11 protein-coding genes are annotated in these 12,335 nt (G+C 65.3%); 1 reads left to right on the plus strand and 10 read right to left on the minus strand.

What is annotated here, in order from left to right; translation table 11 throughout:
• Nucleotides 1–4 precede the first annotated feature (4 nt).
• The 9 genes from NG900_RS12380 to NG900_RS12420 all read right to left on the minus strand — a co-directional run bounded on the left by NG900_RS12380 (nucleotide 5) and on the right by NG900_RS12420 (nucleotide 8,360).
• Nucleotides 5–1,021, minus strand: a complete 1,017-nt coding sequence (locus tag NG900_RS12380; RefSeq protein WP_252680588.1) for a sulfonate ABC transporter substrate-binding protein — start codon at nucleotides 1,019–1,021, stop codon at nucleotides 5–7.
• A gap of 116 nt (nucleotides 1,022–1,137) precedes the next feature.
• Complete coding sequence (gene ssuE / locus NG900_RS12385) at nucleotides 1,138–1,761, minus strand: NADPH-dependent FMN reductase (protein WP_252680590.1); 624 nt, start codon at nucleotides 1,759–1,761, stop codon at nucleotides 1,138–1,140.
• A gap of 30 nt (nucleotides 1,762–1,791) precedes the next feature.
• Entirely contained in the window at nucleotides 1,792–2,799 is a 1,008-nt protein-coding gene (locus NG900_RS12390; protein ID WP_252680592.1) for a sulfate ABC transporter substrate-binding protein, read from the minus strand.
• Between the two features lie 660 nt (nucleotides 2,800–3,459).
• Nucleotides 3,460–3,705 (minus strand): hypothetical protein, encoded by a 246-nt coding sequence (locus NG900_RS12395; RefSeq protein ID WP_252680594.1) that lies wholly within the window; start codon nucleotides 3,703–3,705, stop codon nucleotides 3,460–3,462.
• Nucleotides 3,706–4,057: 352 nt separating this feature from the next.
• A complete protein-coding gene (locus tag NG900_RS12400) occupies nucleotides 4,058–5,437 on the minus strand; it encodes a DUF1329 domain-containing protein (RefSeq protein ID WP_252680596.1) in 1,380 nt (459 codons plus the stop codon).
• A gap of 48 nt (nucleotides 5,438–5,485) precedes the next feature.
• A complete protein-coding gene (locus NG900_RS12405; protein ID WP_252680598.1) occupies nucleotides 5,486–6,463 on the minus strand; it encodes a quinone oxidoreductase family protein in 978 nt (325 codons plus the stop codon).
• A gap of 17 nt (nucleotides 6,464–6,480) precedes the next feature.
• The gene (locus tag NG900_RS12410; RefSeq protein ID WP_252680599.1) at nucleotides 6,481–7,359 is read right to left on the minus strand and encodes an SDR family NAD(P)-dependent oxidoreductase; all 879 of its coding nucleotides are present in this window, start codon (nucleotides 7,357–7,359) and stop codon (nucleotides 6,481–6,483) included.
• Between the two features lie 4 nt (nucleotides 7,360–7,363).
• Complete coding sequence (locus tag NG900_RS12415; protein ID WP_252680601.1) at nucleotides 7,364–8,026, minus strand: Dabb family protein; 663 nt, start codon at nucleotides 8,024–8,026, stop codon at nucleotides 7,364–7,366.
• Nucleotides 8,016–8,360 (minus strand): hypothetical protein, encoded by a 345-nt coding sequence (locus NG900_RS12420; RefSeq protein ID WP_252680603.1) that lies wholly within the window; start codon nucleotides 8,358–8,360, stop codon nucleotides 8,016–8,018. Before NG900_RS12420 ends, NG900_RS12415 begins: the two co-directional genes overlap by 11 nt.
• Before the next feature lie 226 nt (nucleotides 8,361–8,586).
• On the opposite strand from NG900_RS12420, the gene NG900_RS12425 reads away from it, so the two are divergent.
• Nucleotides 8,587–9,585 carry an AraC family transcriptional regulator gene (locus NG900_RS12425; protein WP_252680605.1) on the plus strand — a complete coding sequence of 333 codons (999 nt, stop codon included), beginning with the start codon at nucleotides 8,587–8,589 and terminating at the stop codon, nucleotides 9,583–9,585.
• A gap of 79 nt (nucleotides 9,586–9,664) precedes the next feature.
• Here NG900_RS12425 and clpB read toward each other — a convergent pair whose 3' ends face one another.
• Complete coding sequence (clpB, locus tag NG900_RS12430) at nucleotides 9,665–12,253, minus strand: ATP-dependent chaperone ClpB (protein ID WP_252680607.1); 2,589 nt, start codon at nucleotides 12,251–12,253, stop codon at nucleotides 9,665–9,667.
• Nucleotides 12,254–12,335: the final 82 nt, after the last annotated feature.

Raw genomic sequence — 12,335 nt, forward strand, 5'->3', positions numbered from 1 at the left:
ACGATCAGCGAGCCGCTTGTTGCGTGGCGGATTGCGCGCCGGGTTGCCAGGCGGAATCCGCCACCTTCACCGGCCGCGGGATCAGCTTGAGCGTATGGAACGTGTCGGCAATGCGCTGCTGATCGGCCAATGCCTCAGGCCCCACCGGCTGGATGCCGTAAGCGATGCGCGACACCGAGCGCGCCACCACGGCCGGCTCCAGGCCGAGCTGCGGGCCGAGGATGGTGGTCACGTCCTTCGGGTTGGCAGCGGCCCACGTGTCGGTCTTCTTCAGCTCATCCAGCACGATGTTCAGCACATCGGGCCGCGCACCCGCATAGCCCTTCGAGGCCAGGAAGTACTGCGAGTTGTTGACCACGCCCGTGCCGTCGGCCAGCACGCGCGCCCCGAGTTGATGCTCTGCCGCGGCAAAGAACGGGTCCCAGATGGCCCACGCATCGATGGCGCCGCGCTCGAAGGCGGCACGCGCATCGGCAGGCGTCAGGTAGACGGGCTGGATGTCGCTGTAGGGCACGTTGGCCTTTTCCAGCAGCTTGACCAGCAGGTAATGCACGTTCGAGCCCTTGTTGAAGGCAACGCGCTTGCCCTTCAGGTCGGCCACGCTCTTGAGCGGCGAGCCCTTCGGCACGATGATCGCCTCGCCCGCCGGCGCGGGTGGCTGGTTGCCAACGTAGACGAGATTTGCACCGGCAGCCAGCGCGAAGATCGGCGGGGCTTCACCCGTGGTGCCGAAATCGATGGCGCCCACGTTCAGGCCCTCCAGCAACTGCGGGCCGGCGGGGAACTCCGTCCACTTCACCTCGATACCTTGCGCAGCGAGGCGCTTTTCCAGCGTGCCGCGTGCCTTGAGCACCGTCAGCGTGCCGTACTTCTGGTAGCCGATGCGGAGCTGCTTGGCGGCAGTGGGCGGCGGTGCATCGCTGTTGGCAAACGCGGCGGATGTGCCAAGCGTGGCGAGCAACGCGGCGAGGGTCACGGAAACGCGGGTCAAAGTCCTGCGCAGGGGCGAATGGTTTTTCATGGCAAGTTCAGTCAATGCGGTATGTAAGGGCGGCACGATCCGCGCGCAGGCGCTGCGCGGCATGACAACAACGGAAAAGCGTTGGGCTGCGGGTGTAAGGCGGTGCGTTCAGCGCATCACGCCAGACATCGCATTCGCTGGGCGTCGGCCGCCTGGAACGTGGCGCGCACGGCGCTGCGGCTGGAGACGATCACCTGCGCGACGGTCGGGTGCCGTGCCAGCGCCAGGGCCTGGTGCACGCGCTCCACGCCATCGTCGAGGCGCTGCTGCAGCGCTGGATCGACCACCACGCCGTCGTCGGCCACAACAATCTGCGAGTCGACCGCAAAGATGCCCGGCAGGATCGAGCGCGCAGCCAGTGCCGTCAGCACCGGGCGCAGCGCGTAATCGATCGCCAGCGTATGGGCGAGGCTGCCGCCGGTGGCGATCGGCAGCACGACCTTGTCGCGCAGCCCGCTCTGCGGCAGCAGATCGAGAAACGTTTTGAGCAGGCCGCTATAGGCCGCCTTGTAGACCGGCGTGGCCAGGATCACCACACCCGCCGCTTCCACCCGCGCCACCGCATCGGCGATGGCCGGGTCGGACACCTGCGCGCCCAGCAGCGCATCAGCCGGCAGGCTGCGCAGGTCCAGGTGGTCCGCAGTCTCACCGGCACGCTGGAGCTGTGCACGCACGTGGCCCAGCAAGCGCGCAGACCGCGATTGCGCCGAAGGACTGCCGGAGATGGTGAGGATGCTCATGATGCGGACACACCTGTCGGTTGCGTGGGCTTACTTGCCCGGTTGATAGAGCTGATCAAACTGGCCGCCATCGGCAAAGTGCGTCTTCTGCGCCTTCTGCCAGCCGCCGAACGTGTCGTCGATGGTCACCAGCTTCACTTTCGGGAATTCGCTCTCGTGCTTCTTGGCCACCGCCGGGTCGGTCGGGCGATAGAAGTTCTTCGCGCCAATCTCCTGGCCTTGCGGCGTGTACAGGAACTTGAGGTACGCCTCGGCCGCCTTGCGCGTGCCCTTCTTGTCGGCCACCTTGTCCACCACCGCCACCGGCGGCTCGGCGAGGATGGAGATCGACGGCACCACCACGTCAAACTTGTCCTTGCCCTCCACGCGCGCAGCCAGCAGCGCCTCGTCTTCCCATGCGATCAGCACGTCGCCGATGCCGCGCTCGGTGAAGGTGGTCGTTGCACCGCGCGCGCCCGAATCAAGCACCGGCACGTTCTTGTAGAGCTTCTGCACAAAATCCTTGGCCGTCGCCTCCGAGCCGCCCGGCTGCTTGAGCGCATACGCCCACGCGGCCAGGTAGTTCCAGCGCGCGCCGCCCGACGTCTTCGGGTTGGGAGTGATCACGGCAATGCCCGGCTTGACGAGGTCGTTCCAGTCCTTGATGCCCTTCGGGTTGCCCTTGCGCACCAGGAACACGATGGTGGACGTGTACGGCGAGGCGTTGTGCGGCAGGCGCTTCTGCCAGTCCTTGCCCGTGAGGCCCTTGTCGGCAATGGCGTCGATGTCGTAGCCGAGGGCCAGCGTCACCACATCGGCGTCCAGCCCGTCGATGACGGAGCGGGCCTGCTTGCCCGAACCGCCATGCGAGGCGCGCAGGGTGATGTCTTCGCCCGTCTGCGCCTTCCACTGCTTGGCGAATTCGGTGTTGATCTCTTTGTACAGCTCGCGCGTCGGGTCATACGACACGTTCAGCAGCGTCGTTGCCGCGTGCGCACCGACGGTTCCCCCCGCCACGATGGCAGCCGCGATGGTGTTGAACACAAACTTGCGAATCATCTTGCTGGCTCCGGTTCTTATCTTTGATGGATTTGGAATAGGAGCAAGACTACCGAGCGGGCCTTGTACGGGGAACGAATGGTTTCAGGGAATGTTCATCGGTTTTTGCATAAGAGTGATGCGGGGGGTGTTTAGAGCCAGGGGCGGGGCTTTGAGAGGCGCCGCCGGGGCTTTGAGAGTCGGGGGTGGGGCTTTTTGAGCCAGTGCTGGGGCGCTTGGAGCTGAGGGTGGTGCTCGGAGAGTCGAGGGGGTGGGACTTTGGGAGTGGGTTTTGGGGCTTTGGGAGTCGGAGGTGGTTCTCTGAGAGTCAGAGCTGGCTCTCGGGGAATCGGAGCTGGCTCTCGGGGAGTCGGAGCTGGCTCTCGGGGAATCGGAGCTGGCTCTCAGGGAGTCGGAGCTGGCTCTCCGAGATTCAATGGCGGTGGTGCATCACGGTTTCGTCCCCTGCCGGGGCCGACTCACTTTCTTTGTCTTGCCAAAGAAAGTAAGCAAAGAAAGGCGCGCCCGAGATGGCGACCCCCTCCTTGAATTTGTGTAACCGGGCGGAGACGGGGAAAACTCGCTGCGCTCAAACAGTTCCCCGTCTTTTTTCCGCCCGCTTACACAAATTCAAGGCGCCATCTAGGGCAGGGGAAAAACACACCATCTAGTGCGACGGCACTACTTCGTCCTGTATGCCATGGCGTCAGTTGGTGGTGTCGTATGACGCCTGCGTCTGTCCTCCCCCTGCTCCTCCCCCCTCCCCCTGCTCTTGCTCTTGCTCTTGCTCTTGCTCTTGCTCTTGCTCTTGCTCTTGCTCTTGCTCTTGCTCTTGCTCTTGCTCTTGCTCTTGCTCTTGCTCTTGCTCTTGCTCTTGCTCTTGCTCTTGCTCTTGCTCCCAACGTTCCTTGGCCCTTGCATCTGCACCGGGCTGTCCTTGGCGCGCGCGGTGGTGTTTAGTTGGTTTGGCCGTTGACGTTCCTGCCCTTGATGGCGCCTTGGATTTTTGTTGCGGGGAGGATAAAGAAGGGAGGCTTGTCTGAGCGCAGCGAGTTTGCCTCCCTTCCCTCCCCGCGACAAAAATCCAAGGAGGGGGTCGCCATCTCGGGCGCGCCTTTCTTTTGCTTACTTTTCTTTGGCAAGACAAAGAAAAGTGAGTCGGCCCCGGCAGGGGACGATACGAGGGATGGACCCCAAACACCCAAACCAAAAAAAAAAAAAGCCGCCCCAGCCCCCTCCAGAGCGACTCCCAAGGAAAACCCCTCAACCACTCAACCCATCACCTCCCCGCCCCGCGAATCGAATCCGGCGAGAAGTACGCTTCATTGAACCCACCACTGCTGTTCAACCGCGCCGGCTTGCCCGCATTGGTCAATCGATCCGCCAGATACGACCCCGCAATCAGGTCGTGATAGAACGTGACCGCCGGGTAATACCGATGCGCGTCATACGCATAGAACGAAGATTGCAGGTTCGTCCGCCACAACTGCCCGCGCGCGTCGTAGTTGTCGGCCAATGCCGCCATCCAGGTGTCTTCGTCCAGGTACAGCACGCGCTTGGCGTACTGGTGGCGGAAGCCCGGCTTCAACTTGGCTTCCAGCACCCACACGCGGTGCAGCTCATAGCGGATGACGTCCGGATTGGGATGGTTGGGCTGCAGCAGATCCGCATATTTGACGCTCGGGTCGGCCAGCTTGTAGTCGTGGTACGGGACATAGATTTCCTTCTTGCCGACGACCTTCCACTCATAGCGCTCGCCCGAGCCGTTGAACAGGCGGTCGTCATCCACGGTGCGGAAGCCGCCTGGGCCCTGAGGCTGGTCAAACCCGAACTCCGGGGCCTGACGCACCCGGCGCGTGCCGGGGTTATAGGCCCAGGTCTTGGCGGTGTCGGAGCCTTCGCGGTCCCAGTACGTCTGGGAGACGATGATGTTGCCGCGGTCGCGCAGCGGCAGTTCGGTCTCGACGCGGGCGAAGGTCCGGTTGATGAGCGACGGCGCGCTGTCGAAGGCAGCGCCATTCATGGGCGACCAGATCTCGTACTTCCACTTGCCCCAGGCGATCTTGCCATCGGGGTACACGACCGCCTGGTCATACACGGCCGCTTCTTCGGCAATGGCCGAGGAGAACCGCAAGTTCCACATCAACTCCAGGCCGCTCTTGGGCACGGGGAACGGCGCGGTGGGCGGATAGTCCTTGAGGCCGTTGGCGTCGGGCGTGAGCTGCGTCTTCTGCGCGTGCTCGCGGATGGCCTTGTAGACGGCGCCGTCGTAGCGGAAGTCGCGATGGCTGGGGTAGATCACCATCTTGAACGTCGCGGGGTACAGCTTGAACATCGCGAGCTGGCCATCGCTCAGGTGCGCACGGTACTGCGCCACGTTCTGGGCGGTGATGGTGGCCAGCGGCTTGTCGGCCGCATAGGGGTCGGGATACGCCTCGCCCGGCCGGAATGCCACGCCCGGTGGCGGGCCCTGCCATTTGCCGCTCCAGGCGGGGATGGCGCCGTCACCGCTGGCGGCGCGCTCAGCGCCCATGGGCGTGAGCGGCCCGTCCAGGCGTTTGACTTCGTCCGGCGTCATCGCGGCAAAGGATGGCGCGCCCAGTTGGACGCTGGCCATCACGCCGGCGATGGCGCACAGCAGGAATGTCCTGTTCTTCATCGTCTCTCCTCCAGTCTTGTTGGGTGATCCTGGTCCGTGCGTGGCGGCCTAGGCTTGTGCGACTTGCAGCACCAGCTTGGCCGTGGCCGTGCCCAGCCGGACCTGTTCGAGCGCGCGTGTTGCGTCGGCCAGCGGCAGGCATTCGTTGCGGGGCGGTTGCAGCCGGCCGGTGCCAAGCCGCTCGGCAATCTCCTGCAAGCGCGCGCCGCTGGGCATCTTGCTGAACGCGAGCGCGGTGCGCAGGCCACGGCGGGCGGCTTCGGCGGTGTCGGGGCCGGAGTCGCCCGGGACCAATGTCAGGATGGCGACGAGGATGCCGCCGGGCTTGAGCAGGTCCAGGCCATTGGGCAAGGTGCCGCAACCGACCGCGTCCAGCACGAGGTCTGCGCCTTCGGGGGCCCAGGCCTTGAGCGCATCGGCGATGTCGCTGCCGCGGTAGTCGATGGCGAGGTCGCAGCCTAGCTGCATCAGCGCTTCGCGGCGCGCGGCGCTACAGGTGGCAGCCACGCGCGCGCCGGCCGCCTTGGCCAGCTGGATGGCGAACGTGCCGACGGCGCCTCCGCCCCCGTGCACCAGCACCGTCTGGCCGGGCTTGAGGCCGCCCTCATCGAAGAGCCCGGTCCATGCCGCCAATGCCGGTGTCGGCGATGCCGCAGCGTCTGCAAACGCGATGTTGTCGGGCAGGCGCACCACGGAATGCTGGTTGACGGCGACGTATTCCGCGAAGGCGCCCCACTTGCCGGCGCCGACATCCGTCTGCGTAAAGACGCGATCGCCCGGCACGAAGCCCGTGACCCCTGCCCCCACCGCCGCCACAACGCCGGCGGCATCAAAGCCGATCACGAAGGGAAAGCGGTACTCCATGAAATAGCTCAGGCTGCCTTCGCGGCATTTCCAGTCGGCGGGGTTGACGCCCGCGCAGATCACGCGGATCAGCACCTCTCCGGCGGCGGGTTCGGGCACGTCAACCTCGGCCATCCTGAGCACGTCTGGCCCGCCCACCTGGTCGATCACCATGGCACGCATGCTGGTCTCCAGGCCGGTCATTGCTGTGCTGCGCCGGGGCGCCCCAGGGCCGGATGCGCATACGGCGGGATCACCGGGGCCGGCAGCGTGCCCTGCGCATCGAGCGTACGGACCTGCAGGCCCTGCTCCAGCGGAAAGTGCAGGCTGTGCGCCACCGCGCCGGTGCGCTCGCTCGCCGGAACGCGGCACAGTGCGAGCGCCGTTTCCACCAGGTACTCCACGGGCTCGGTCGGATAGCCCTCGGGGATGTAGCGCTCGCTGCCGGGCGTGAGGATGGCGGTGCTCGGCCCCACGGAATTCACGGCGATGTTGTCGGCGAGCAGCTCTGCGGCCAGCCCTTCGGTGAAGCGGTTGACGGCCGCCTTGACGGCCGCATACACCGTGACGCCCCCCGCGATGTCGAATGCGTTGTACGGACGCGTGGGCGACAGTGCCGTCACCGAGCCGAGATTGAGGATCGCCCCGCCGCCGCGTGCCCGCATCAACGGGATGGCCGCGCGGCTCAGTACGAAGGGCACGCGCAGGTAGTGCTCGATCGTGCGGTCGAACATGTCGAGTGGCATCGATTCAATGGGGCTGTACTCCGCAATGCCGGCGTTGTTGACGAGGATGTCGAGCCCCCCGGCTGCGCTGGCCGCGCGGGAGATGAGGTTGTCGCGCTGCGCAGGGTCGTCAAGATCGGCGGCGAGGGCGATCGCCTGTCCGCCCTGGCGTTTGATCTGCGCGACCGTTTCAGCGAGCGTGTTGGGCTCGTCGCCCGACTGGCCCATGCGCCGCCCCGTGGCGACCACCAGCGCGCCTTCCGCCGCAAAACGCAGGGCAATGGCGCGGCCGATGCCGCGGCTGGCGCCTGTGACGAGCGCGATCTTTCCTGTCAGTGTTCCGTGTGTGGACATGGGGCTACTCCTCGGTACCGGGTTGGCTTGAAATCAGGCTGACGTGCAGCGGGCAGAAGGCGTGAGAGATGGCGTCGACCGTCCACTCCGGAAACTCCGGGTCGAACCAGCGATCGACGCGGCCCCAGTGGAACGGGTGCATCAGGTACTCGTCCAGCAGGTCGTCGATGGTGGCGAATTCCTGCTGCCAGACGTGGGTCCACGCGCCGGATGCATCCCTGTGGTTGACGTGGTTGACGCGGGCAAGCCGCCAATTGCGGATGCCGGGCATGTACTGGGGCATCCGCAGGGTGTCCTGCTCCAGGGCAAGGACGTGCTGCTCATGCGCCTCGGGCCGGACGCGGAACATCAGCGTGCGCCAGATGCCGTCACGCAGTTGGGGGGCGCGCTGGCCGCCGCCGATGGGGGTGTAGGTAGCGCCATCCACGTCGGCCAGGCCAGTCAGTGCCGCGGCCAAACCAGACGCACCGGGTACCGCTTCGGTGTATTGCACGTCGAGCGTGTAATCGCCCGCGCCCCAGCACCCTTGCAGGTTGCGCCCGAGTGCGGCGTGGCAAACCCCGGGCAACGCACGCACGCGGGACAGGATCGCCTGTTCGAGCGCGGCAGTATCGGCCTGCGCAGCTGCATCGGTAGCGAGTCGGAGCTGTGCGGTTTCAAGCGGCATGGCGCGGCTCCTCACGTTGCGGCAGCGGCTGTGATGCATCCGTCATGACGTGACGGCGGCGCGCTTCGCACAGCGCATCCACCTGCGCCCAGAAGGCGAACGCCGAGGCGTCGATGCTGGCGCGCATCGCGTAGTAGGCAGGCGCGTCGGGCACCTGCCACAGCAGCCAGAGCGTATTGGGCACATCGTCCAGCGCCACCGGCGGTGAAACCCAGCGCTGCAGCAATGTCAGGCCCCTGGCGGCGCTGTTGGGCAGGTACGTGTTTTCCAGCAGGTCCAGCACGGCGTTCAGGTGCGTGGGTGCGAGCACGATTTCGTCCAGCACGTGAATCATCGGCGGGCCTCGCTCTCGCTTGGTAAGGCTGTCATGGGTACTCCCGTCATGGGTACTCCGGATAGGCAGTGGCTGCATTCGTTGGCACTCTTTTAGGTACCTGCCGTGCCCTGAACCCGGCGCCGGCATGGACTGAAGTGCTGGAATGATTATGGGAAGCCCGGCCCTGACCGATCCCTACCCGGCCGATCAACAATCGCTACCGAAGCAATCAGAACGAACATCCATGAACGCTGAGTTGTCGGGACGCGCCGTCCCACCCGGTATGGAGCAGCGCCTGCTGGATGAGCTGAAACGGCAAGGCACGCCGGGTCTCCCGCAGCCGGCGCAGTTCATCGCGCTCTATCGCGCCTGCATCGAGCAGCTGGAAGCACTGGTGGCCAAGGGCAATGGCCACCCGCCCATGCGCAAGCAGGAGGTGGACTTGCTGTGCCGGTGCGTGTTGAGTACCGAATCGCTCAGGCAGGCGATCGGCTGCGCAGCCGATTTCTGCGCGATGCTGTATCCGCGCGCCGGCACGCTGTCGCTCGGACAGAACGGAAAGCAGGCCGTCTTCCGCATGGATTCGCTGCGCCGCGCGAAGACCTCGGCCGCCTGCATGGTCGACCTGACGGGGCTCTTCTACTACATGCAGCTCTTCGGCTGGCTCATCGGCCAGCCGCTGCGCCCGACGCACGTGTTTCTCGCGCACCCCCGGCGTGAAGACGCGATGCCGTTCCTGGGCCTGTTCAATGCGCCCGTGACGACCGGCGCCCCGACCTATGGCTTTGAATTCGATGCGGCGTTGCTGGATCGGCGTGTCGTGCGCCAGCCCGGGGAGCTGGGTGCGTTTCTGGAGGATTTCCCGTACCGGCTGATTGGAGCACCGGCCGAGGTGGTCTCACTCACGCAGCAGGTGCGCGCCGTGCTCGATGCCGCGCTGGCACACGGCGCACGGCTGCCGACGCTAGCGGAACTGGCCGTTCGATTTGACGTGAGCGAACCCACGCTGCGCCGCCGCCTGGCTGCGGACAACTGCAGCTACTCGATCCTGCGCGAGCACTGTCTGCGCGAAGCTGCCGAACGCTGCCTGAGCACAACCAACTGGTCGGTCGGAAGGATCGCGGAGCGGCTCGGCTTTGCCAGCGATGAGGCCTTCCGGCGGGCGTTCCTGCGCTGGACCGGACACGCGCCCAGCCAATTCCGGCGCGAAGCCAAGGCGGCCCCGGCGAGCGCCGCGCCATGACCGGTGTGTTTGCGTAAGACAAAAAAAATGCCGCTCAGCCGAAGCTGAACGGCATACCACTCAGGTGAGTGCGCCGGGCTTAGTGCACAACGCGATCAAACGTGAAGTGCCCATCGCGGTAATCCACCGGCACGACATCCTTGGGCGCGTACTTGCCCTCCAGGATCATCCGCGCCACCGGATTCTCCAGCTGCTGCTGGATCGCCCGCTTCAACGGCCGCGCACCAAACACCGGGTCGTAGCCCGCCGAAGCCAGCTTGGCCACCGCCTCGTCGCTGATCTCCAGCGTCAGATCCATCTGCGCCAGGCGTGCCGCCAGGCGCTTGAGCTGGATGCGCGCGATCGATTCGATGTTGCGTTGGTCCAGCGCGTGGAACACCACCACCTCGTCGATCCGGTTCAGGAACTCGGGGCGGAAATGCGTCTTCACTTCCTGCCACACCGCGCCCTTGATCACATCCGCCGGCTCGGTCGCCATCTGCTGGATCAGCTGCGAGCCGAGGTTGGACGTCATCACGATCACCGTGTTCTTGAAGTCCACCGTGCGGCCCTGGCCGTCGGTCAGGCGGCCATCGTCCAGCACCTGCAGCAGCACGTTGAAGACGTCCGGGTGGGCCTTCTCGACTTCATCGAGCAGCACCACGCTGTACGGCTTGCGACGCACGGCTTCGGTCAGGTAACCGCCTTCCTCATAGCCGACATAGCCCGGAGGCGCGCCGATCAGGCGGCTCACGGAATGCTTCTCCATGAACTCGCTCATGTCGATGCGGATGAGGTGCTCTTCCGAATCGAACAGGAAGCCGGCCAGCGCCTTGCACAGCTCGGTCTTGCCGACACCGGTCGGGCCGAGGAACAGGAACGAGCCGTACGGCTTGTTCTCGTCCGCAATCCCGGCACGCGAACGGCGGATGGCATCCGACACCAGGCGCACGGCCTCGTCCTGGCCGACCACGCGCTCGTGCAGGCGGTCTTCCATCTTGAGCAGCTTCTCGCGCTCGCCGGTCATCATCTTCGACACGGGGATGCCCGTGGCGCGGCTGACAACCTCGGCAATCTCTTCGGCGCCCACCTGCGTGCGCAGCAGCTTGTTCGGCTGCTTCTGCTCGCTGGCTTCAGCGACGGTCGCGGCCTTCAGCTTGCCTTCCAGCTCGGGCAGCTTGCCGTATTGCAGTTCGGCCACCTTGTCGAGCTTGCCTTCGCGCTGCAGCTTGGCGATCTCGAGCTTGATCTTCTCGATCTCTTCCTTGAGCGCAGCCGCACCTTGCGCGGCGCCCTTCTCGGCTTTCCAGATCTCGTCCAGGTCGGCGTATTCCTTCTGCAGGCGCTCGATCTCCTGCTCGATCAGCTCGAGGCGCTTCTGCGAGGCTTCGTCGGTTTCCTTCTTCACCGCTTCGCGCTCGATCTTGAGCTGGATCAGGCGGCGGTCGAGCTTGTCCATCGCCTCGGGCTTCGAGTCGATTTCCATCTTGATGCGCGCAGCCGCCTCGTCGATCAAATCGATGGCCTTGTCCGGCAGGAAGCGGTCGGTGATGTAGCGGTGGCTGAGTTCAGCCGCCGCCACGATCGCCGGGTCGGTAATCTCCACGCCGTGGTGCAGTTCGTACTTCTCTTGCAGGCCACGCAGGATGGCGATGGTCGCCTCCACGCTGGGCTCGCCCACAAGCACCTTCTGGAAGCGGCGCTCCAGCGCGGCATCCTTCTCGATGTACTTGCGGTATTCATCCAGCGTGGTCGCGCCGATGCAATGCAGCTCGCCGCGTGCCAACGCGGGCTTGAGCATGTTGCCGGCATCCATCGCGCCTTCGGCCTTGCCCGCGCCCACCATGGTGTGGATCTCGTCGATGAAGAGGATGGTCTGGCCCTCTTCCTTGGCGATGTCGTTCAGCACGGCCTTCAGGCGTTCTTCGAACTCGCCCCGGTACTTGGCACCGGCCAAGAGGCCTGCCATGTCGAGCACCAGCACGCGCTTGTTCTTCAGGCTCTCGGGCACCTCGCCGTTGACGATGCGCTGCGCCAGGCCCTCGACGATGGCCGTCTTGCCCACGCCCGGCTCGCCGATCAGCACCGGGTTGTTCTTGGTGCGGCGCTGCAGGATCTGGATGGCGCGGCGGATTTCGTCGTCGCGGCCGATCACCGGGTCGAGCTTGCCGATCCGGGCCATCTCGGTGAGGTCGATGGTGTACTTCTTGAGCGCCTCGCGCTGGCTTTCAGCCTCGGCGCTGCCGACGGTCTGGCCGCCGCGCACGGCATCAATGGCAGCTTCGAGCGGCTTGCGCGCCAGGCCGTGCTCGCGCGCAATGCGGCCAGCCTCGCCCTTGTCGTCGGCCACAGCCAGCAGGAACAGCTCGCTGGCGATGAACTGGTCACCGCGTTTGATGCCTTCCTTCTCGGTCTGCTGCAGCAGGCTGCCCAGGTCACGGCCGACCTGCACCTGTTCGCCACCCTGCACCTGCGGCAAGTTCTTGATGGCGCGGTCGAGCGCCGTGTCCAGCGCGCCCGTATTCACGCCAGCGCGGGCCAGCAGGTTCTTGGTCGCTCCGTCCGGCTGACGGAGCATCGCCAGCAGCAGGTGGATCGGTTCGATGTACGGATTGTCGTTGCCCAACGCCAGGCTCTGCGCGTCGGCCAGCGCTTCCTGGAAGCGGGTGGTCAATTTGTCCAAACGCATTAAAAACCCCTTGCGGAAAATGTTTCACTGATCCGAAAGATAGGGAGCATCGGTGGCATTTCAAGCACCGAAACGGCGGTTT

The organism is Ralstonia soli, assembly GCF_023955655.1.
GTDB lineage: Bacteria > Pseudomonadota > Gammaproteobacteria > Burkholderiales > Burkholderiaceae > Ralstonia > Ralstonia soli.